The following is a 19,941-nucleotide window of genomic DNA, read 5'->3' on the forward strand; positions in this document are numbered from 1 at the left end:
CGCCTCGGAGGCTACTGCCAGGCTCCGACAGAGGGCTCACAATCTTCGGAAGGGGCCGAGAGGTCACTCAGCGAGGGAGACCGGTGCGGGCTCCGCTGCATCGCCCTCGATGACCAACGCCTCTTGCAGAGTCACCTTCTCGGGCCACGCGGTGCCCTTGCCGATGACCATGCGGAAGCTGGACTCCATGAGCTGCTTCCGCCGCCCTTCGAGATCTAGCGACTCCCACAGCTCTAGGTAGGTCATCCCTTGATCGACCTCGATCCAGCCGGATCGCACGACAGGCTGAGCACCCAATTCCTTCTTGCGGATCTTGAGCCTGTCCATCCGTTGGCGGTACTCCGCCCGGTCGTCCTCCCAGTCCCCTTCCTCGTCCTGGCGCTTCAGGCGCCGGATTTTGGCCTCTACCTGCTCCAGCTCCCTGGAACTGTCAGACCCCGTCACCCACACCCGCTTGGTCACGCGTTCGTGGCCGAAGTGCTGGAGGAAGAGCACTTCCACCATCTCTTCGACGACTTCGGCGCGACAGCTGATGCCCTTGCATCGCCGGCTGTTCGGCCAGTTCCCACAGACGTAGTAGCGGTACTCGGGGGCCCCAGATCGGTTCTTCTGGCCACGAGAGATCTTGTGGTTGGCGTTGCTGCCACATCCCCCACAGATAGCGGCCCCGTACATGGGTGAGGTCATGTTCACCCTGCGGGCCGTCGAGACAAGGCGAGCCTGGACGGCCGTCTGAAGCGTCTCCCACTCCTCCGTCGTGAAGACCGGATCAGCGATCAGCATGGGGTCACCGTTCTCGTTCCGAAGTACCTCCCCGCGGTACTTCTTGTACCCCAGTAGCGCCGGATTCGTCAGGAGGGCCTTGATCGAGCCGTTAGACCAATGCTCCCGGCTTGTCTCCAGGTCTTTCCTGAGAGGCGACTTGCTCTTGGTCGGCTTGCCTCGGGCGATGCGTGCCCGGTCCCGCGCGGTCAGTACGTCCGAATCGTTGAGCTTGGTCGCGATATTCGCGTGAGACTCGTTGGCGATGACCCACTCCCGCATCCGGTGAAGCCAGATCACCATCTCCTCGTCCAGCTCGATGTACGCGGCCTCTCGGCCGTTCTCGTACCGCTTGAGGATGCGGTAGCCGAAGGGAGGGATACCCCCTGGCCAGCGGTTCGTGAAGCGTCGCCGGTCATGGGAGTCCTGGATGCGCTTCTTGATGCGCTCCAGCTCGTTGTGCGGACCGAGTGACTTCACGTGCAGGATGGCGCGGCCCTCAGGCGTCTGCATCTGCTCCGTGAACGAGGCGTCATCCAGGACATGGATCTCCTTGTTCCATTCGAGCATCTTGAAGACGAACGCCATGAAATGCGGTTCGCTGCGGCTGAGCCGGTCTTGGTTCGTGACCCACAGCTCATCCCACTCTTCGCGCTTGTCCATGGCCAGCCACTCACCGAGTGCCGGCCTGTCGAACATGTCCACGTCGCCGGACACGGACACGTCCGCCGTGATGCCGACGATGCGGGCTCCCTCCTCTGCGGCCCTGGTCCTCAGCCTGGCGTCTTGAGCCTCAATGGACTCGCTCTTCTCGTCCCGGCTGTAGGAGATTCGTTCAGCCAGTAGCACACGTCTCACGGTCGCCCTTTCACCTTGACCTGGGAATATGCTGTGGAAAACCGTCAGGACTCCCGCTGCGCCAGCCGTGCCCCACGGCTGTCCGCGACCCGTTTCACGTCCCGCAGGGACTCGCTGAGCCGACTGGCGAGGTAGTGCAGTTCACCGTTGGTCACCCGACGGTCCGCGAGGAGTTCGGCGGCATGGCCGAGGAGTCCGCCGGCCATACCGAGCTGGATGCTCTCGATGTCGTCGGCAAGCCGTGAGACACGGCCCGACCCGTCGCCCCGCAGGTAGCAGGGGCGACCGCCTTCCCCAGTCCAGGGCAGCAGCCGTCCGGCGGTCACGACGCCACCCCTACGGGGAGGGCGGGCAGCATACGGATGTCCACGCCCGGCCCCACGATCCGCAAGGCGCGCCTGGCGACCGTCCGCCGCTCATCGGCGAGGAGGTACGGACGCACCAGCGGGCTGTCCTCGCTGCGCGGCGGACGGCTTCCGATGTGGTGCGCGGTCGACCCTCCGACGTACACGCAGGAGTAGGGGTACGTAGGGCGGTACGACGCCGGATTCCGCCGCCATCGGGAGGGGAGGAACCGCGCGAACGCCTCCCGGAGCCGGGCGAGGTGAGATGTCATGACAACCGCTTCCTTTCGTAGCGTTGTGTGTCGATCTACTCACAGAGTGGGGTCGAAGCTGGATACGCTTCCAGTACCGGAGGCTTGACAGGACACTCGTCAGGTTGGGGAGTCGGCCGCATGGAACAGCGCCGAAAGCCGCGCACGCAACGACAGAAGTACGGGGAGGAGTTGAGGCTGCGGCGGATCGCGGCCGGTCTCACGCAGGAGGAACTGGGCGACCTGGTCGTCTGCTCACCCACGCTCATCAGCCACTTCGAGGCCGGGAGACGACTTCCGAAGCCCGATGACGCACGGCGGATCGACCGGGCGCTGGGGACGGACGGGTTCTTCGAGCGCTGGCTGGAGGACCTGGAGTCCAAGTACGCCGACCACTTCGCGGCTGCCGCCGAGTTGGAACTACAGGCCACGACGATCGAGCAGTTCGCCCTGTCGCTGGTTCCCGGCGTGCTCCAGACCCCTGAATACGCGCGCGCTCTGTTCCGGGCATACCGGCCGAACCACACGGCGGAGGAACTTGACGAGGCCGTTGTCATCCGAACAAAGCGTGCCCGTCTTCTCGACGGGCCGGCGCATCCTGTCATCTGGACGCTGCTCGACGAGGCTGTGCTTCGGCGCGAGGTCGGAGGACGAAAGGTGATGGCTGAACAGCTCCACAGGATCGCCGACTTGGCCGAGGCGGGACGGATCCGGCTGCACGTACTGCCGAACAGCGCTGGTGCTCACGCGCTCCAGCAGAGTCTGCTCACCCTCATGAGCTTCGAGGACTCCGCCCCGGTCGCCTACGTGGAAGCGTTCCTCACGGGCAACCTGATGGATGATCCCTCCCTGGTGAACGCCAGTCGCACGGCCTACGCTCTGGCTCTGAGCGATGCACTGTCGCGACAGGAGTCACTGGCCCTCGTGAGGGCAGCAGCAGAGGAATACGCACATGGTCCACAGTGAGCACACCGTCTCCGACTCGTCCTCCCTCACCGGGTGGCACAAGTCCAGCTACAGCGGCGGCGATCAGGGCGAGTGCCTTGAGGTAGCCCATGGCCACGCCGGCGTGCCCGTCCGTGACAGTAAGGCCGTGACCGGCCCCGCTGTTGTCTTCTCGGCCGACGGCTGGTCCGTCTTCGTCGCCGCCGTCAAGGACGGCCGCTTCTCCGCCTGAATCTCCGGGCTCCACGGGCCCGGAGAACAGCGGCGAGAGAGGTCACGCCCGGTTCAGGAACCCCTCCCGAAGCTCCGGGTCGCGCAGAAGTGCCAGTACGTCGTCTTCGCCCGCGAAGAGTGCCTCGGCTGCGGCGTGCTCGGACTGGTGGAACATCGTGACGAGCACGTCGACGAGTGGGCGGTTCCAGGAGACCTGGACGATCTCTCTCGCCTTGTCGTGCTGTCCCTTGTCCGTGGCGATGCGCCATAGTTCCAACGAGTGCCGAGACGTCGCATAGGCATCCACCCGTCCCTTGACCAGGACCGGTCTGCTGTTCAGCCCGAACACGTCGATGCACGCCTGGCCTTGTGGCGTCCTCGCCTTGTACTCGCCGAGGGGAAGCACCAGGCGTAGATGGTCCAGCGGATCCCGCGGGGTCGGGTCGACCAGGAGGGGGGCACCGTCGCCGTCGAGGGGGAACAGGCTCCTCTTTTGGTTGCTGTTGCAAAACGAGCAGGCGAGCAGGTGGTTGAGCCAGTCGAAGGTACGGAGCGGAGTACGGCTCTTCGGGTCGAAATGATCGATGTCCGTGCCCTGGCTGTCGCCGCAGTACATGCAGCGCGCGTGGCCGGGCGCCATCTCCGTGAGTGCGGCGAGGAGCGCGGGGCGTACGCTCCGCCGGGCGCCCCAGAGGTCCTTGGCCTTGGTCTTCCGGGCCTTCTCCGTGGTCTGTTCCGCGATCTTCTCGGTGTACTCCCCCAGCCGCGTCGCCGTCTCTTGCGGCAGCGCGATACGCCGAAGCCGGATCACTCCGCCTCGCCCTCCGCGATCTCGTCGGAGAGCCGCTGGAGCCGGGCGGACATCTCGTCGAGGCGAGCCGTCGGCGAACTGGTGAGCCGGCTCTTCAGCTCCTTGTATCGGGTCAGGGTCTCCGCCGACGTGTCGCCGTCGTAGACGCTCGCTTCCAGCTCCACGAACTCGGCGCGGAGCCGCTCGGCCCGTGCGGAGTACGGGGTGTCCAGACCGAACAGCTCGGAGAGGACCGCGTCGTCTCCGCTGCCGAAAACCACCCGCTCGTACAGGTCCTCCGGCACCACTTCCGGCGCGGCCTCCTCGTCGACTCCGGGGAGGCGGACCAGGCCTCCGGGGTCGGCCGCCTGGCAGATGTACGGGCTGTGCGTGGTGACGATGAACTGGATGTGGGGGAAGTGCGAGGTCAACCACGGCCCGATGCGACGCTGCCAAGTGATGTGGAGGTGGGCGTCGATCTCGTCGATGATCACCACTCCGGGAACGCGGATCACCCGGAGGCCCTCGCCGTCTCCGGGGAACGCCGCGTCACCGAACGCGTCGTGGATCTGTTTGAGCAGGTCGACGACGAGGGAGGCGACCGTACGGAAGCCGTCGCTCATCTCACGCAAGGGGAAGCGGTGTCCGTCGCGGGTGACCCAGAGCCCTTCGGAGTCCACGTCGTCCCCTCGGTATCCGTCCGGCAGAAGCCCGTCGCCCAGGATGGACAGAGCCGCCCCCTTCAGGGCTTCGGCGCCTTCCCTGCCCTCCAGCGCGCGCAGGTGCTGCTCGATCAGCCAGCCGACGCCCTCGGCGAGAGAAGCGTCCTCGTGGAACAGGCTGGCCTGGCGGGCGACCGGGCCGGAGGCCAGCATCAGTCGCTGTACGTCTCCGGAGCCGCCTGCCATGCGCCGGAACGGCCCGTACGCGGCACAGAACCAGCCCGCCGGGTTGTCGGACCAGGGGCCGCGCCGGGCGGGGGTGGCACTGGTCGCCCGTGCCTTCGGGTACCGGACCTCCTCCAGCGCGGGCTGCGCGCCCCGGCGACTGCCGCTCGCTTCACCTGGTGCGGTCCACTTGAGTCCGGTCCAGAACTCGTCCACGGTCCTTCCCCCGACGCTGAACCTGTCGAAGTTCCTGTCCCTCACGATCTCGACCTCGGCCCGGCCGACCTCCGTCCCCCGCGCGATCCAGTTCTCGAAGCTCTGGACGAGCCCGCGCGCTGCCACCGGCCCGCTCAGGGCCAGCGCCAGCGCACGCAGCAGGGTCGTCTTGCCCGACCCGTTACGGCCCGCGAGCACCGTCCAGCCGGCATGACTGCCGTCGGGCCGGGTCAGCGCCAGGTCGACCATGCGAGGACCGTGGAACGACTTGATGTTCTCGATGTGGATCCTGCTGACGTACATGGGAGTCGCAGTCCGTTCGCTCGGTCCTGAGGGCGGAACCAGGGCAGGAGACGACCTGCCGACCCGGATGGCCGATTCTACGGAAGGCGGTACGGACAACCTGTACCCGCGCGTCCGCGTCGGGACCCCGGGTGCCGTCCCGCCCGGAGCCGCTCACGTTCTCGACATGCCGACGCACAAAGCCCGTCATAGCGTTGTCCGCGTGAGCGACGGATCTTTCCAGGACGACGTGCTGAGCGAGCTCGGGGACGACCGGCTCCAGGAGATCGCCGGGCTCGTCGGCACGGATGTCGTCGGGGCCAGGGAGCTCGTGGGCGGTTCGGTCGCGGAGCTCTCCGGCGAGCTGCGCCAGGCGGCCGCCGAACCGGGCAGCGCGGACGAGGTCCGCGCCGCCGTCGACGAGGTGACCTCCACCGAGCCGCCGCTCCAGGGCGTCGCCACGCTCGGCGGTCTGGCGGCGGGCGGGTTGATGGCCGGAGTGCTCGCCAAGCTCGCCAAACCGGCGGCGAACGCGGTCGCCAAGCGCACTGGCCTCCCGCCCGCGACGGTCAACCGCGCCGTCGACATCCTCGTCCCCGTGGTCCTCGCCGCCCTCACCAAGCGCGCCGCCGCGAAGAAGGGCGGCGGGCTCGGCAACCTCCTGGGCGGCGGCACCAAGAAGTAACCAGCGGGGTCGGGGCCCTCACACCTCCAGGAAGCGTTCCAGCGTCTCCTCCAGGACCTCCACCCCGTCCCTCGCCCACAGTTCCTCGTTGAAGAGTTCCACCTCGACCGGGCCCGTGTAGCCCGTCTTCTCCAGCAGGGTCGACCAGGCCTTGAGGTCGATCGAGCCCGTGCCCAGTTGGCCCCGGCCGTTGAGGACTCCGGCCGGGAGGGGGGTCGTCCAGTCCGCGAGCTGGAAGGAGTGGATGCGGCCCGTCGCGCCCGCGCGTTCCACCGCCGCCGGGGCCCGGTCGTCCCACCACAGGTGGTACGTGTCCACGACCACGCCCACCTGTTCGGCGGGGAAGTGTTCCGCGATGTCCAGCGCCTGGTCCAGGGTGGAGACGGCGCAGCGGTCCGCGGCGTACATCGGGTGGAGGGGTTCGACGGCGAGGCGGATGCCGCGTTCGCCCGCGTAGGGGGCGAGTTCGCCGATGGCCTCGGTGATGCGGGCGCGCGCGGACGGCAGGTCCGGGTGGGCCGGGGTGAGCCCGCCGGAGACCAGGACCACGGTGTCGGTGCCGAGCACCACCGCCTCGTCGATCGCCGCGCGGTTGGAGTCGAGCCAGCCCTCCGTGGTGAAGAAGCCGCCCCGGCAGAGGGTGGTGACGGTGAGGCCCGCGTCCCGTACCAGGTCGGCCGCCGCCTCCACCCCGTACTCCTGGACCGGCTCCCGCCACAGGCCCACGCCCCGGATGCCGAGGCGGACGCACTGGGACACCAGCTCCGGCAGGGCGAGCTGCTTGACCGTCATCTGGTTGACGCTGAAGCGGTCGAGGTTCATCGCATGCCTCCGTGGACCGTGAGCAGGGACCGCATCCGGGCCTCGGCCAGGGCCGGGTCCGGGAACAGGCCGAGGCCGTCGGCCAGTTCGTACGCGCGTGCGAGGTGCGGCAGCGAGCGGGCGGACTGGAGGCCGCCGACCATCGTGAAGTGGTCCTGGTGGCCGGCCAGCCAGCCGAGGAACACCACGCCCGTCTTGTAGAAGCGCGTGGGGGTCCGGAAGAGGTGCCGGGAGAGCGCGACGGTCGGGTCGAGGATCCCGCGGAAGCCGGCCGTGTCGCCGGTGTCCAGGGTCCTGACCGCCTCCGCCGCCAGCGGGGCGAGGGGGTCGAAGATGCCGAGCAGGGCGTGGCTGAAGCCCTGTTCGTCGCCCTCGATCAGCTCCGGGTAGTGGAAGTCGTCGCCCGTGTAGCAGCGGACGCCCTCCGGGAGGCGGCGGCGCAGCGCCACCTCGCGTCCGGCGTCGAGCAGGGAGACCTTGATGCCGTCGACCTTGTCGGGGTGCGCGGCGATCACGTCGAGGAAGGTCTCGGTGGCGGTGTCGAGGTCGGCCGAGCCCCAGTACCCGTCGAGCGCCGGATCGAACATCGGGCCGAGCCAGTGCAGGATCACCGGTTCGCCCGCCTGGCGCAGGAGGTGGCCGTAGAGGTCGAGGTAGTCCTCCGGGCCGCTCGCGGCGGCGGCGAGCGCGCGGGAGGCCATCAGGATGGCCTGGGCGCCGGACTCCTCGACGACCGCGAGCTGTTCCTCGTAGGCCGCGCGGATCTCCGCGAGCGAACCGCCCGCGATCTGGTCGGTGCCGACCCCGCAGGCGATCTGCCCGCCGACGGCCTTCGCCTCGGCCGACGAGCGGCGGATCAGTTCGGCCGCGCCGACCCAGTCGAGGCCCATCCCGCGCTGTGCGGTGTCCATGGCCTCGGCGACCCCGAGGCCGTGGGACCAGAGGTGGCGGCGGAAGGCGAGGGTGGCGCCCCAGTCGACGGCGGCGGGCGAGTCGGGGGTGGTGTCGGCGAAGGGGTCGGCGACGACATGGGCGGCGGAGAAGACCGTACGGGAGGCGAGCGGGCCGCCGGTGGCGGGCGCGAGGGGCTCGGTGCGGGGCTCGTACGCCCGTACGCCGCCGTCGGGTCCGGGCAGGTGGATCGTCACAGCGTCACCTCCGGGACCTCCAGGCGGCGGCCCTCGGCCGCCGACCTGAGGCCCAGCTCGGCCAACTGGACGCCCCGGGCGCCCGCGAGCAGGTCCCAGTGGTACGGCTCCCCGAGCGTGACGTGCCGCAGGAACAGCTCCCACTGGGCCTTGAAGCCGTTGTCGAACTCGGCGTTGTCGGGGACCTCCTGCCACTGCTCGCGGAAGGGTTCGGTCGCCGGGATGTCCGGGTTCCAGACCGGCTTGGGGGTGGCCGAGCGGTGCTGGACACGGCAGTCGCGGAGCCCCGCGACGGCCGAGCCGTGGGTGCCGTCGACCTGGAACTCCACGAGTTCGTCGCGGTTGACGCGGACCGTCCAGGAGGAGTTGATCTGGGCGATGGCGCCGCCCTCCAGCTGGAAGATGCCGTACGCGGCGTCGTCGGCGGTGGCCTCGTACGGCTTGCCCTGCTCGTCCCAGCGGCGCGGGATGTGGGTGGCGACCTGGGCGGTGACCGAGGTGACCCGGCCGAACAGCTCGTGGAGCACGTACTCCCAGTGCGGGAACATGTCGACGACGATGCCGCCGCCGTCCTCCGCGCGGTAGTTCCAGCTGGGGCGCTGGGCGTCCTGCCAGTCGCCCTCGAAGACCCAGTAGCCGAACTCGCCGCGCACGGACAGGATCTCGCCGAAGAAGCCGCCGTCGATCAGGCGCTTCAGCTTCAGGAGTCCGGGGAGGAACAGCTTGTCCTGGACGACGCCGTGCTTCACGCCCTTCGCGGTGGCGAGGCGGGCCAGCTCCAGGGCGCCGGCCAGGTCGGCGGCGGTGGGCTTCTCGGTGTAGATGTGCTTCCCGGCCTCGATGGCCTTGGTGAGCGCCTCGACGCGGGCGGAGGTGACCTGGGCGTCGAAGTAGATGTCGATGCTGTCGTCGGCGAGGACGGCGTCGAGGTCGGTCGACCACTCGGTGAGGCCGTGGCGCTCGGCGAGGGCGCGCAGGGCGGGCTCGCGGCGGCCGACGAGGACCGGCTCGGGCCAGAGGACGTCGCCGTTGCCGAGGTCGAGACCGCCCTGCTCGCGGAGCGCGAGGATCGAGCGGACGAGGTGCTGGCGGTGTCCCATGCGTCCGGTGACGCCGTTCATGGCGATGCGGACTGTCCTGCGTGTCACGAAAGGTTCCTCTCCCCGGTGTTCCGCGCCTCGATAGAAAGCGCTTTCCATCGAGGAGGACGCTAGCCTGCCGACATCGCCGTCGACAAGGCCCCGGAGGTACGCACACGATGACCGTCACCCTGGCGGACGTGGCCGCCCGCGCTGGGGTCTCCCCCGCCACCGTCTCCCGCGTCCTCAACGGCAACTACCCCGTCGCCGCGTCGACCCGCGAGCGGGTGCTGCGCGCGGTGGACGAGCTGGACTACGTCCTCAACGGGCCCGCGAGCTCGCTCGCCGCCGCCACGTCCGATCTGGTCGGCGTCCTCGTCAACGACATCGCCGACCCCTTCTTCGGGATCATGGCCGGGGCCGCGCAGAGCGCCATCGGGGAGGGCGGGACCGGGCGCGGCGGCGGTGAGAAGCTCGCCGTCGTCTGCAACACCGGCGGCTCCCCGGAACGCGAACTGACCTACCTCACCCTGCTCCAGCGGCAGCGGGCCGCCGCCGTCATCCTGATGGGCGGGTCCCTGGAGGGGCCCGAGCACCTGGCCGCCACGACGGCGAAGCTCGCCAAGCTCGCGGAGGCGGGGACGCGCGTGGTGCTCTGCGGGCGCCCGCCCGTGGACGGCGACGCGCACACGGCCGCGCTCGTCTTCGACAACCGGACCGGCGCGCGGCGCCTCACCGAGCACCTGCTCGGCCTCGGACACCGGCGCATCGGCTACGCGGCCGGGCCCGCCGCCCGCACCACCACCCGGCACCGGCTCGAAGGCCACCGCGAGGCGCTCGCGGCGGCGGGCGTCCCGGAGGGGCCGACCGTCCACGGCGCGTACGACCGGCGGGCCGGCTACGAGGCCACGGCCGAACTCCTCGCCCGCGACCCCGGCCTCACGGCGGTCGTCGCCGCCAACGACACGGTGGCCCTCGGCGTCTGCGCGGCCCTGCGGGAACGCGGCCTGAACATCCCCGGCGACGTGTCCGTCGCGGGCTTCGACGACCTGCCGTTCTCGGTGGACGCGGTCCCGTCCCTGACGACGGTGCACCTCCCGCTGCACGAGTCGGGGGTACGGGCGGGCCGCCTGGCCATGGGCACGGAGGAGCCTCCGGCGGGCGGCAGGGAGGACGTCCCGGCGGGGCTGGTGGTACGGGGGTCGACGGGGGCGCCTCGGGGGTGAGGGGGGTGCCTCGGGTGGCTGGGGTGGCTGGGGTGCCTGGGGCGCCTCGGGTGACGGAGGTGCCTCGGGTGCCTCGGGTGACGGAGGTGCCTCGGGTGCCTCGGGTGCCTCGGGTGCCTCGGGGGTGAGGGGGGGTGCCTCGGGTGCCTCGCGTGACGGAGGTGCCTCCGCTGACAGGACGGAGGGGGCAGGCGGCTGCGGGGCGGGGGCCATGCGGCCGCGCCGCGGAGGCCGGGCGGCTACCGGGCAAGCGGCGTCGGGCGGCGCGGAGTCGGCGGGGAACTCCGGTCGCCCACGCGCACGTACGTCAGCTCAGCAGGTCCCTCAGGCCCGTCGCCTCCGCCACCGCTTCCACCGTCTGCTCCACCGTGTGTTCCGCGTTGTCGATCCAGACGCCCTCGCCCGACAGTTCGGCGCGCATCGCCTCGTCCAGGAACGCCCAGTTCGTCGTCAGGCGCTTGTCGCGGGCGTTGTTGCGCTCCCAGGCCTTCTCCGGGCCCGGGGCCAGGACGATCACATGGAGCGGCACCGCCTTCGCCAGGGCGCGGTAGTGGTCCAGGTGGGAGCGGCGTACCACCACGTCGTCGATGACCGGGACGAAGCCGGCCGTGGCGAAGCTGTCCGCGAGCAGGCAGGCGTTGCGGGCGCGCAGCAGGATCTGGCGGTCCGCCTCCGGGTCGCCGTCGGGGGTGGGCCAGTGGCAGCCGCTCACGATGAGGGACTGGAGGGCGTCGCCCTCGATGTGCGCGGAGCGGGCGAGGCGGGCGGCGAGGGCCGCCGCGACCGTGGACTTGCCGCTGCCGGGGATGCCGACGATCAGCACGGCGCCGGGGGCCGGCACGGAGGCGTCGACGGTGATGTTCTCGAAGGTCATACGGGCCTTTCCTGGGCGCTGCGACCGGACGACGATACGGCCGCGGGCCCGCCGGTCGCCACCGAATTCCCGCCCGCCGCGGGACCCCGCCGTGGTGGCGGTGCGCCTCGATCCGATGGCGACGCGCCGGCCGCACGCCGTATGGCGGACGGGGGCGGCGCGGCGCCCGGAGATCCGGGCGACGGTCCGTACGCTCCAGGGACTCCGGCCCGGGATCGCCGCCGTGGGTGATTCCTGCGCGGGTCCTTGACCTGGCAGTTACTTTCGGGCTTTCGTGACTCCTTGGAAGTTTCCTTCAAGGGTTCTTCCGACGAGTCCTCCAACCTCGCACGGCCGGAAGGAGCATCAGTGCACCACCGCGCCCCCGCCCCCTCCCGACGCACCCTTCTCACGGTGACGGCCGCCGCGGCGGCAGCCGCCGTCACCGGGGTGAGCACCCCCGCCCACGCCGAGAGGGAACGGCCCGACGACCGGAAGCTCCGGCGGATCATCGACCGCATGTCTCTTGAGGAGAAGGTCGGCCAGCTCTTCGTGATGAGGGTGTACGGCCACTCCGCGACCGCGCCCGACCAGGCCGACATCGACGCCAACCTCCAGGAGATCGGTGTCCGGACGGCCGCCGAGCTGGTCGAGCGCTACCACGTGGGCGGGGTCATCTACTTCGCCTGGGCCCACAACACCCGTGACCCGCAGCAGATCGCCGAGCTGTCCAACGGCATCCAGCAGGCCGCGCTCGCGCAGCCCACCCCGGTCCCCGCGCTCATTTCCACCGACCAGGAGCACGGCATCGTCTGCCGGGTGGGCGAGCCCGCCACGCTGCTGCCCGGGGCGATGGCCCTCGGCGCCGGGGGTTCGCACGCGGACGCCCGTAAGGCGGCGCAGATCGCGGGCGAGGAGCTGGCGGCCGTCGGCATCCGGCAGAACTACGCGCCGGTCGCGGACGTCAACGTCAACCCGGCCAACCCGGTCATCGGGGTCCGTTCCTTCGGCTCCGACCCGGCGGCGGTCGCCGGGATGGTCGCCGCGCAGGTCAAGGGCTACCAGCGGGCCGGGGTCGCGGCGACCTCCAAGCACTTCCCGGGCCACGGCGACACGGCCGTCGACAGCCACTACGGGCTGCCGACGATCACCCACACCCGGGAGCAGTGGGCGGAGCTGGACGCCCCGCCGTTCCGGTCCGCGATCGGCGCCGGGATCGACTCGATCATGACCGCGCACATCGTGGTCCCGGCGCTCGACCCGAGCGAGGACCCGGCGACCCTGTCCCGGCCCATCCTCACCGGCATCCTGCGCGAACAGCTCGGCTACGACGGTGTGGTGGTCACCGACTCGCTCGGCATGGAGGGGGTGCGCACCAAGTACGGCGACGCGCGCGTCCCGGTCCTCGCCCTGAAGGCGGGCGTGGACCAGCTGCTCAACCCGCCGAAGCTGGACGTGGCGTGGAACGCGGTCCTGGCGGCGGTCAGGAGCGGTGAGCTGACGGAGGCCCGGCTCGACGAATCGATCCTGCGCATCCTGCGGCTCAAGGCGAAGCTGGGCCTGTTCCGGAACGCGTACGTGACCCGGGCGGGGGTCGAGCGGGTGGTCGGCACGGCCGCGCACCTCGCCCACGCCGACCGGATCGCGGAGGCGACCACGACCCTGCTGGTCAACGAGGACGGCTTCCTGCCGGTGGCTCCGGCGTCGCACGGCACGGTCCTGGTCGTCGGCGCCGACCCGGCCTCCCCGTCCGGTACGACGGGCCCGCCGACCACGACGCTCGCGACCGCCCTGACCGAACTGGGCTTCACCGCGACCGCGCTCTCCACCGGGATCACCCCGACGGCCGCGAAGATCGACGAGGCGGTGGCGGCGGCGGCCGGGAAGGAACTGGTCGTGGTGGGGACGTACAACGTCACCGCGACCAGCCCGCAGCGGACGCTCGTGGCGCGGCTGGTGGCGACCGGGGTGCCCGTGGTGACGGTCGCGATCCGCAACCCGTACGACGTGGCGCTGCTCTCCGGCCAGCGGGCGACGCTCGCGGCCTACTCGTGGACCGACGTCGAACTCCGGGCGGCCGTACGCGTGCTGGCCGGCCGGGCACGGCCGCAGGGCCGCCTGCCGGTCCCGGTGCGGAGCGCGAAGGACCCGGCGAAGGAGCTGTACCCGGTCGGGTACGGCCTGTCGTACCGCTGACACGACGGTGGGGTGCGCCGCCGGACGCACCCCACCTCGTACCTCATGGTCCGGCCGAGGGACTACGGCCGCAGGCCGTGCTCCCGCGTCACGTCCTCGTCGACCGCCTTGTCGAGGCGGGCGTCGAAGCGGGCCAGCGGCTGCGCCGCCCGCACGGCCGGGGCGTCGACTCCGGCCCAGGCCAGGATGCGCGCGGTGGCGTTCTCACGCTCCGCGTCGACGAGACCGGCGACGTTCGCACCGTGGTTGGCACCCGGCGCGTAGTACACGTAGCTGTCGCGCGCGCCCTTGCCGAGGTGGAACGGCTCGGCACCCCACGGGTCGTTGCCGCCGTAGACGAAGAGCATCCGGTCGGCGTTCCTGCGGACCCAGTTGTCCACGTCCCGCATGACCTGCGGCTGGAACTTCATGGGGATCTCGCTCGGCACGAAGCTGCTGGCCGGCTGGTAGCCGTAGCGGCTCAGACCGTTCAGGTGCGGCTGCTTGATGCTGGGCGAGCCGAGCTGGGTGGCCGCCTGGTAGTAGTACGGCGTGTAGTACTCCAGGTCCTGGTCGGTGTAGGCGGACCAGCCGGAGTAGGCGTCGATCGTCTCGTAGACGGTGTCGTCGCTCGCGGTCTTCGCGTCCGGGATCCGGTCGCAGACGTCCTGGCCGTAGTACTGCCAGAAGCCCCAGACGAAGTCGAGGACGACGGCCTCGTACGCCTTGTCGAGCGAGCCGAGGGTGTTGAAGGTGGCGCCCTCGGTCTCGGCCCACTCCTTGTACTTCTTCTGCAGCGGCTCGCGGCGGACGAGGGCCTCGCGCTGCATGTTGTTCAGGCGGTCGCGGCAGTCCTTCGTCCCGACGGTCTCGAAGAACCGGTCGTACGCCGAGTCCTCCTTGTTGACCACGTCGTTGGGGGCCACGTAGGCGACGACGCCGTCCATGTCCCTCGGGTAGAAGCGCTCGTAGTAGGTGGCGGTCATGCCGCCCTTGGAGCCGCCGGTGGAGAGCCAGTTCTCGCTGTAGACCTTCTTCAGCGCGGTGTAGATCCGGTGCTGGTCGCTGGCGGCCTGCCAGATGTCGAGCTTGGACCAGTCGGCCGGCTGCGGGCGGGACGGCGTGAAGAAGCGGTACTCCATGGAGACCTGGTTGCCGTCGATGATCCGGGTCGGCTCGGCCCGGCTCGGGGCGGTGCTCAGACCGTAGCCGCTGGTGCGGAAGACGGTGGGGCGGTCCGTGCCCTTGTGGAGGACCGAGATCCGCTGCTTGAACGTGCCCGCCCACGGGCGGTGGTGGTCGATCGGCTGGACGTAGTCCAGGACGAAGAAGCGGTAGCCGGCGTACGGCTTCTCCTCGATCAGGCTCATCCCGGGAATCGCCAGCAGGCGGTCCTTGATGTCCGTGCTCTGCGAGTCGGCGACGGACGTGGTGATGGTCTCGGCCTCGGTGTCCGCGGCGGTAGCCACGCCCGTCGAGCCGACGGTGCCTATGAGCACCGAAAGCGACAGCGCCCATCTGAGCGACTTGCGCATTCGTCCTCCCCTTGGTTCACAACGGTCTCGCGAACCTAGCGGGGGCAACGTGTGGACCGCCAGACCCAGTTGGCCCTTACGCTTGGACTTTCCTTCGTATGGGCACAGGAAACGGGCGGGCGGGTGCCGTTCGGTACGGGAATCGGGCGGCGGGGAATCAGTCGGCGCGGCGGACGGTCAGCACAGGATCCAGCCCGTGGCCGTTCCCCGGCCGGACACCGAGGCGACCACGCGGACGCAGCGGTTGAGGGCGTGGACGGTGACGGGACCGGCCTGCCGGCCGAAGCGCCCCGCCTTGACGGCGGGCCGGCCGCCGCGCGGCTGGAGGGAGACGCTCATCGGGCGGAGGGCCCCGGGCCGCTTGGCGACGGTGACGGCGCAGGCGTAGTGGCGGGTCTTGTAGAGGCGCAGCTCGCCGGTGGCGAAGGCGATGGTGCGGGTGGGCCGGCCGTGACAGACGGAGGCGGCGTCGGCGGCGGCTCCGCCGGGGCCGGGTCCCGGGAGCAGGAGCAGCGCGAGGGCGGCCAGGAGCGGGGCGAGGACCCGGGCGAGCAGCCGTCGGCCGGGCCGTGCGGACGTCGTGTCCGTGGACATGGGTTCCCCTCCCGGGTGGATCGGCGTACGGGCGTACGACGCGCGCCGGGCCGGAATGGTTGCCTCCAGGCTGCTGCGGCTACGCGAACGCGGTGAGGAGCAAGAGCGGGAAGACGCCCTCGGCGCCGAGCTGGGTCGTGTTCTCCCGGGTGAGCACGAGGATGCCGGCGAGCGGCGACGCCGGTACGAACAGCCCGGCCCGGATCATCGAGCGCTTGCGCAGACGTGTGCCCTCGACGTCCGGCGGGGTGACGGGGACGGGCGAGGCGGCTCGGGGACGGGCGTTGCTCATGACCCCGATTCGGTCCCGGCGGGGGCCGACCGGAATCCGCCGGGATACTCGTCCCGCCGGGCGGCCCGTACTCAGATCGCGCGACGGCTCCCGGCCCCGGCCCCGCGTCACACCCGCTCCGGCTCCTCCTCGTCCACGGCCTCGCCGATGAACGTGCTCCACAGGGCCGCGTACCGGCCGCCCAGCGCGAGGAGTTCCTCGTGGGTGCCGTCCTCCGCGACCCGGCCGTGGTCCATGACGATCACCCGGTCGGCGCGGGCCGCCGTGGTCAGCCGGTGGGCGACGACCAGGGTCGTGCGGCGGCCGGCGAGCCGGTCGGTGGCCTGGTTGACCTGGGCCTCGGTGGCCAGGTCCAGGGCCGCCGTGGCCTCGTCGAGGAGCAGGATGTCGGGGTCGACGAGTTCGGCGCGGGCGAGCGCGATGAGCTGGCGCTGACCGGCGGAGAGGTTGCGGCCCCGCTCGGCCACCTCGTGGAGGTAGCCGCCTTCGAGGGTGGCGATCATGTCGTGGGCGCCGACCGCGCGGGCCGCCGCCTCCACCTCGGCGTCGGTCGCCTCGGGACGGCCGTAGGCGATGGCGTCGCGGATCGTCCCCGCGAAGAGGTACGCCTCCTGCGGGACGACGCCGAGCCGGTGCCGGTACGCGGTGAGGTCGAGGTCCCGCAGGTCGGTGCCGTCGGCGGTGACCCGGCCGCCCGTCGGGTCGTAGAACCGGGCGACCAGCTTGACCAGGGTCGACTTGCCCGCGCCGGTCTCGCCGACGAAGGCGACGGTCTGGCCGGCCGGGATGCGCAGGTCGATGCCGGTGAGGGCGGTCTCGTCCTTGACGGTGCCGTCCTCCCCTCCGTACGCGAAGGAGACGTCCTCGAAGGCGATCTCACCGCGCAGCGAAAGCACGTCCAGGGGTGCGTCGGCGGCGGCCGTCGACGTGGGCTCCTGGAGGAGTTCCTGCATCCGCCGCAGCGAGACGGTCGCCTGCTGGTAGCCGTCGAAGACCTGCGAGAGCTGCTGCACGGGGGCGAAGAACAGGTCGATGTAGAGGAGGTAGGCGACCAGGGCGCCGGTGGTGAGCGTGCCCGCCTCGATCCGGTTCGCGCCGACGATCATGACGGCCGCCGCGGCGACCGAGGACAGCAGGGTGACGAACGGGAAGTAGACCGAGATCAGCCACTGGCCCCGGACGCGCGCCTCGCGGTAGTGGTCGCTGCGCTCGGAGAACCGTTCCGCCCCGGACCGCTCGCGACGGAAGGCCTGCACGATCCGGAGGCCGGAGACCGACTCCTGGAGGTCGGCGTTGACCACGCTGATCCGCTCGCGGGCCAGCTCGTACGCCTTCACGCTGGAACGGCGGAAGAAGAACGTGGCGACGGCGAGGACCGGCAGGGTCGCGAAGACGACCAGGGCCAGCTGGAGGTCGAGCACCAGCAGCGCGACCATGATCCCGAAGAAGGTGACGACCGAGACGAAGGCGGTGACCAGACCCGTCTGGAGGAAGGTGGACAGGGCGTCCACGTCCGTGGTCATCCGGGTCATGATCCGGCCGGTCAGCTCGCGCTCGTAGTAGTCCAGGCCGAGCCGCTGGAGCTGGGCGAAGATCTTCAGCCGCAGCCCGTAGAGGACCCGCTCGCCGGTCCGGCCGGTCATCCGGATCTCGGCGGTCTGCGCGACCCACTGCACGAGCACGGTCACCAGGGCCAGCGCGGACGCCGCCCAGACGGCGCCGATCGCCAGCCGGTTCACGCCCTGGTCGATGCCGTGCCGGATCAGGACCGGGAGCAGCAGGCCGGCGCCGGCGTCGAGCGCGACCAGACCGAGGCTGACGAGCAGCGGGAGGCCGAAGCCCCGGAGCAGCCTGCGCAGGCCGTAGGAGTCCTCCGCGGACACGGCGCGGGCCTCGTCGATGCCGGGGGTGTCGTCGGCGGGCGGCAGGGCCTCGACGGCGGCGAGCAGCTCGGGGGTGGCCCCCGGCGCGGTGCTCTCCCGGTCGGGGGTCTCCTCGCGCACCCACAGGGTGGGGGTGAGGCCCCGCTCGGCGTCGAACTCGGCGTCCAGCTCGGCCCGCAGCATGCGGTCCTCGGGCGGCGCGGGCGGCGCGATGTGGCCGGGCGAGACGGCGCCCAGCTCGTCGGGGTCGGTGAGGAGGCGGCGGAAGAGCGGGGAGCGCTCCTCCAGCTCGGCGTGGGTGCCGATGTCGGCGAGCCGGCCGTCCTCCAGGACGGCGATGCGGTCGGCCAGGCCGAGGGTGGAGCGGCGGTGGGCGATGAGCAGGGTCGTACGGCCCGCCATCACCGACTTCAGGGCCTCGTGGATCTCGTGCTCGACCTTGGCGTCGACGGCGGAGGTGGCGTCGTCGAGGAGGAGGAGACGGGGGTCGGTGAGGATGGCGCGGGCGAGGGCGACGCGCTGGCGCTGGCCGCCGGAGAGGGTGAGGCCGTGCTCGCCGACCTTGGTGTCGTAGCCCTCGGGCAGCTCGGCGATGAACCGGTCGGCCTGGGCGGCGCGGGCGGCCGTCTCGATCTGCTCCTGGGTGGCGTCCGGGAGGCCGTACGCGATGTTGGCGCGGACGGTGTCGGAGAAGAGGAAGGAGTCCTCGGGGACGAGGCCGATCGCGGCGCGCAGCGAGTCGAGGGTGAGCTCGCGGACATCGTGGCCGCCGACGAGGACGGCGCCGTGGGAGACGTCGTAGAAGCGGGGCAGGAGGAGGGAGACGGTGGACTTGCCGGAGCCGGAGGCGCCGACGACGGCGACGGTCTCGCCGGCGCGGATCTCCAGGGAGAAGCCGTCGAGGACGGGAATGGTCCTGCCGGAGGCGCCCGGGTATCCGAAGCTCACATCGTCGAACTCGACGGTGGCGGGAGCGTCCGCGGGAAGGTCCTTGGTCCCGTCCCGGATGACCGGCTCGGTGTCGACGAGGTCGAGGACCCGCTCGACGCCGGCGCGGGCCTGCTGGCCGACGGTGAGGACCATGGCGAGCATCCGGACCGGGCCGACGAGGGAGGCCAGGTAGGAGGAGAAGGCGACGAAGGTGCCGAGGGTGATCTGGCCCTTGTAGGCGAGCCAGCCGCCGAGGGCGAGGACGGCGACCTGGCCGAGGGCGGGGACGGTCTGGAGGGCCGGGGTGTACTTGGCGTTCAGCCGGATCGTCCGCAGCCGGCCGGCGAACAGCTTCCGCCCGGCCTCGCGGATCTTGCCGGTCTCCTGGTCCTCCTGGCCGAAGCCCTTGACGACCCGGACGCCGGTCACGGCCCCGTCGACGACACCGGCGACGACGGCGGCCTGCTGCTGCGCGTGCCAGGTGGCGGGGTGGAGGCGGGTACGGCTGCGCTTGGCGATCCACCAGAGGGCGGGGGCGACGGCGAGCGCGACGAGGGTGAGGGGCAGGGACAGCCAGGCCATCACGGCCAGTGAGATGAGGAAGAGCAGGATGTTCCCGATGGTCATCGGGAGCATGAACAGCAGGCCCTGGATCAGCTGGAGGTCGCTGGTGGCCCGCCCGACGACCTGCCCGGTGGACAGCTCGTCCTGCCGCCGCCCGTCGAGCCGGGTGATGGTCGCGAACATGTCGGTACGCAGGTCGTGCTGGACGTCCAGGGCGAGCCGGCCGCCGTAGTAGCGGCGGACGTAGGTGAGGACGTAGACGATGACGGCGGCGCCGACGAGCAGCCCGGTCCAGACGCCGAGGCTCCGGGTCTTCGTCCCGACGACGTCGTCGATGATCACCTTGGTGACCAGCGGCACGAGCGCGAGCACGGCCATCCCGAGCAGGGACGACCCGAGCGCGAGCAACACGTTGGCCCTGTACCGCCACGCGTACCCGGCCAGCCTGCGCGCCCAGCCCTGCTGCTTCTCCCCGACCACCGCCACGAATGGCCTCCCGTCCGTCCTGCTCTACCGGAAGCCCCAACACGGCCGACGTGCGATTTCATCCCGCCGCAACAAATCGGGGACGAGGTCCCGCCCAAGGTCCCGGCGGGGACCCGGCCGG

The 19,941-nt window shown here is 71.0% G+C and carries 18 protein-coding genes; 5 read left to right on the top strand and 13 right to left on the bottom strand.

The features are described from left to right. Positions 1–63: 63 nt before the first annotated feature. Genes V4Y03_RS11360 through V4Y03_RS11370 form a run of 3 tightly spaced genes read right to left on the bottom strand, consistent with a single transcriptional unit; the run spans position 64 to position 2,236 of the window. Positions 64–1,620 carry a recombinase family protein gene (locus V4Y03_RS11360; RefSeq protein WP_332434838.1) on the bottom strand — a complete coding sequence of 519 codons (1,557 nt, stop codon included), beginning with the start codon at positions 1,618–1,620 and terminating at the stop codon, positions 64–66. Between the two features lie 44 nt (positions 1,621–1,664). Further along, complete coding sequence (locus V4Y03_RS11365) at positions 1,665–1,946, bottom strand: hypothetical protein (protein WP_317874586.1); 282 nt, start codon at positions 1,944–1,946, stop codon at positions 1,665–1,667. Then, entirely contained in the window at positions 1,943–2,236 is a 294-nt protein-coding gene (locus V4Y03_RS11370) for a hypothetical protein (protein ID WP_332434839.1), read from the bottom strand. Before V4Y03_RS11370 ends, V4Y03_RS11365 begins: the two co-directional genes overlap by 4 nt. Positions 2,237–2,356: 120 nt before the next feature. Here V4Y03_RS11370 and V4Y03_RS11375 point away from each other — a divergent pair, with 120 nt between their 5' ends. After that, on the top strand, positions 2,357–3,181 hold the full coding sequence (locus tag V4Y03_RS11375; RefSeq protein WP_317874588.1) for a helix-turn-helix domain-containing protein: 825 nt from the start codon (positions 2,357–2,359) through the stop codon (positions 3,179–3,181). Further along, complete coding sequence (locus tag V4Y03_RS11380; RefSeq protein ID WP_317874589.1) at positions 3,168–3,392, top strand: DUF397 domain-containing protein; 225 nt, start codon at positions 3,168–3,170, stop codon at positions 3,390–3,392. Before V4Y03_RS11375 ends, V4Y03_RS11380 begins: the two co-directional genes overlap by 14 nt. Before the next feature lie 42 nt (positions 3,393–3,434). Here V4Y03_RS11380 and V4Y03_RS11385 read toward each other — a convergent pair whose 3' ends face one another. Then, positions 3,435–4,184, bottom strand: a complete 750-nt coding sequence (locus tag V4Y03_RS11385) for an HNH endonuclease signature motif containing protein (RefSeq protein ID WP_332434840.1) — start codon at positions 4,182–4,184, stop codon at positions 3,435–3,437. Continuing rightward, positions 4,181–5,569, bottom strand: coding sequence for an AAA family ATPase (locus V4Y03_RS11390; RefSeq protein ID WP_332434841.1), 1,389 nt, complete (start codon positions 5,567–5,569; stop codon positions 4,181–4,183). The genes V4Y03_RS11385 and V4Y03_RS11390 overlap by 4 nt, the downstream gene beginning before the upstream one ends. A 202-nt stretch (positions 5,570–5,771) precedes the next feature. Here V4Y03_RS11390 and V4Y03_RS11395 point away from each other — a divergent pair, with 202 nt between their 5' ends. Further along, a complete protein-coding gene (locus V4Y03_RS11395) occupies positions 5,772–6,233 on the top strand; it encodes a DUF937 domain-containing protein (protein ID WP_317874592.1) in 462 nt (153 codons plus the stop codon). 18 nt (positions 6,234–6,251) lie between these two features. On the opposite strand, the gene V4Y03_RS11400 is transcribed toward V4Y03_RS11395, so the two are convergent. Genes V4Y03_RS11400 through V4Y03_RS11410 form a run of 3 tightly spaced genes read right to left on the bottom strand, consistent with a single transcriptional unit; the run spans position 6,252 to position 9,351 of the window. Continuing rightward, on the bottom strand, positions 6,252–7,055 hold the full coding sequence (locus V4Y03_RS11400) for a sugar phosphate isomerase/epimerase family protein (RefSeq protein ID WP_332434842.1): 804 nt from the start codon (positions 7,053–7,055) through the stop codon (positions 6,252–6,254). Next, on the bottom strand, positions 7,052–8,203 hold the full coding sequence (locus tag V4Y03_RS11405) for a dihydrodipicolinate synthase family protein (RefSeq protein ID WP_332434843.1): 1,152 nt from the start codon (positions 8,201–8,203) through the stop codon (positions 7,052–7,054). Before V4Y03_RS11405 ends, V4Y03_RS11400 begins: the two co-directional genes overlap by 4 nt. Continuing rightward, complete coding sequence (locus tag V4Y03_RS11410; protein ID WP_317874595.1) at positions 8,200–9,351, bottom strand: Gfo/Idh/MocA family protein; 1,152 nt, start codon at positions 9,349–9,351, stop codon at positions 8,200–8,202. The genes V4Y03_RS11405 and V4Y03_RS11410 overlap by 4 nt, the downstream gene beginning before the upstream one ends. 110 nt (positions 9,352–9,461) lie before the next feature. On the opposite strand from V4Y03_RS11410, the gene V4Y03_RS11415 reads away from it, so the two are divergent. Next, positions 9,462–10,508, top strand: a complete 1,047-nt coding sequence (locus tag V4Y03_RS11415) for a LacI family DNA-binding transcriptional regulator (protein ID WP_332434844.1) — start codon at positions 9,462–9,464, stop codon at positions 10,506–10,508. Positions 10,509–10,815: 307 nt separating this feature from the next. Here the strand turns inward: V4Y03_RS11415 and V4Y03_RS11420 are convergent, their stop codons facing one another. After that, positions 10,816–11,382 (bottom strand): AAA family ATPase, encoded by a 567-nt coding sequence (locus V4Y03_RS11420; protein ID WP_332434845.1) that lies wholly within the window; start codon positions 11,380–11,382, stop codon positions 10,816–10,818. 348 nt (positions 11,383–11,730) lie between these two features. Between V4Y03_RS11420 and V4Y03_RS11430 the strand changes: the two genes are divergently transcribed. Beyond that, positions 11,731–13,557, top strand: coding sequence for a glycoside hydrolase family 3 protein (locus tag V4Y03_RS11430; protein ID WP_332434846.1), 1,827 nt, complete (start codon positions 11,731–11,733; stop codon positions 13,555–13,557). A gap of 62 nt (positions 13,558–13,619) precedes the next feature. Here V4Y03_RS11430 and V4Y03_RS11435 read toward each other — a convergent pair whose 3' ends face one another. The 4 genes from V4Y03_RS11435 to V4Y03_RS11450 form a co-directional block, all read right to left on the bottom strand. Continuing rightward, positions 13,620–15,071: an aminopeptidase gene (locus tag V4Y03_RS11435; protein WP_317878327.1), complete on the bottom strand. Its 1,452-nt coding sequence runs from the start codon at positions 15,069–15,071 to the stop codon at positions 13,620–13,622. A gap of 177 nt (positions 15,072–15,248) precedes the next feature. After that, a complete protein-coding gene (locus V4Y03_RS11440; RefSeq protein WP_332434847.1) occupies positions 15,249–15,665 on the bottom strand; it encodes a hypothetical protein in 417 nt (138 codons plus the stop codon). 79 nt (positions 15,666–15,744) lie between these two features. After that, positions 15,745–15,957 carry a hypothetical protein gene (locus V4Y03_RS11445; RefSeq protein ID WP_332434848.1) on the bottom strand — a complete coding sequence of 71 codons (213 nt, stop codon included), beginning with the start codon at positions 15,955–15,957 and terminating at the stop codon, positions 15,745–15,747. A gap of 107 nt (positions 15,958–16,064) precedes the next feature. Then, positions 16,065–19,814: an ABC transporter ATP-binding protein gene (locus V4Y03_RS11450; protein ID WP_332437154.1), complete on the bottom strand. Its 3,750-nt coding sequence runs from the start codon at positions 19,812–19,814 to the stop codon at positions 16,065–16,067. Between the last annotated feature and the right edge of the window lie 127 nt (positions 19,815–19,941).

It is taken from the genome of Streptomyces sp. P9-A4, assembly GCF_036634195.1.
Lineage (GTDB): Bacteria > Actinomycetota > Actinomycetes > Streptomycetales > Streptomycetaceae > Streptomyces.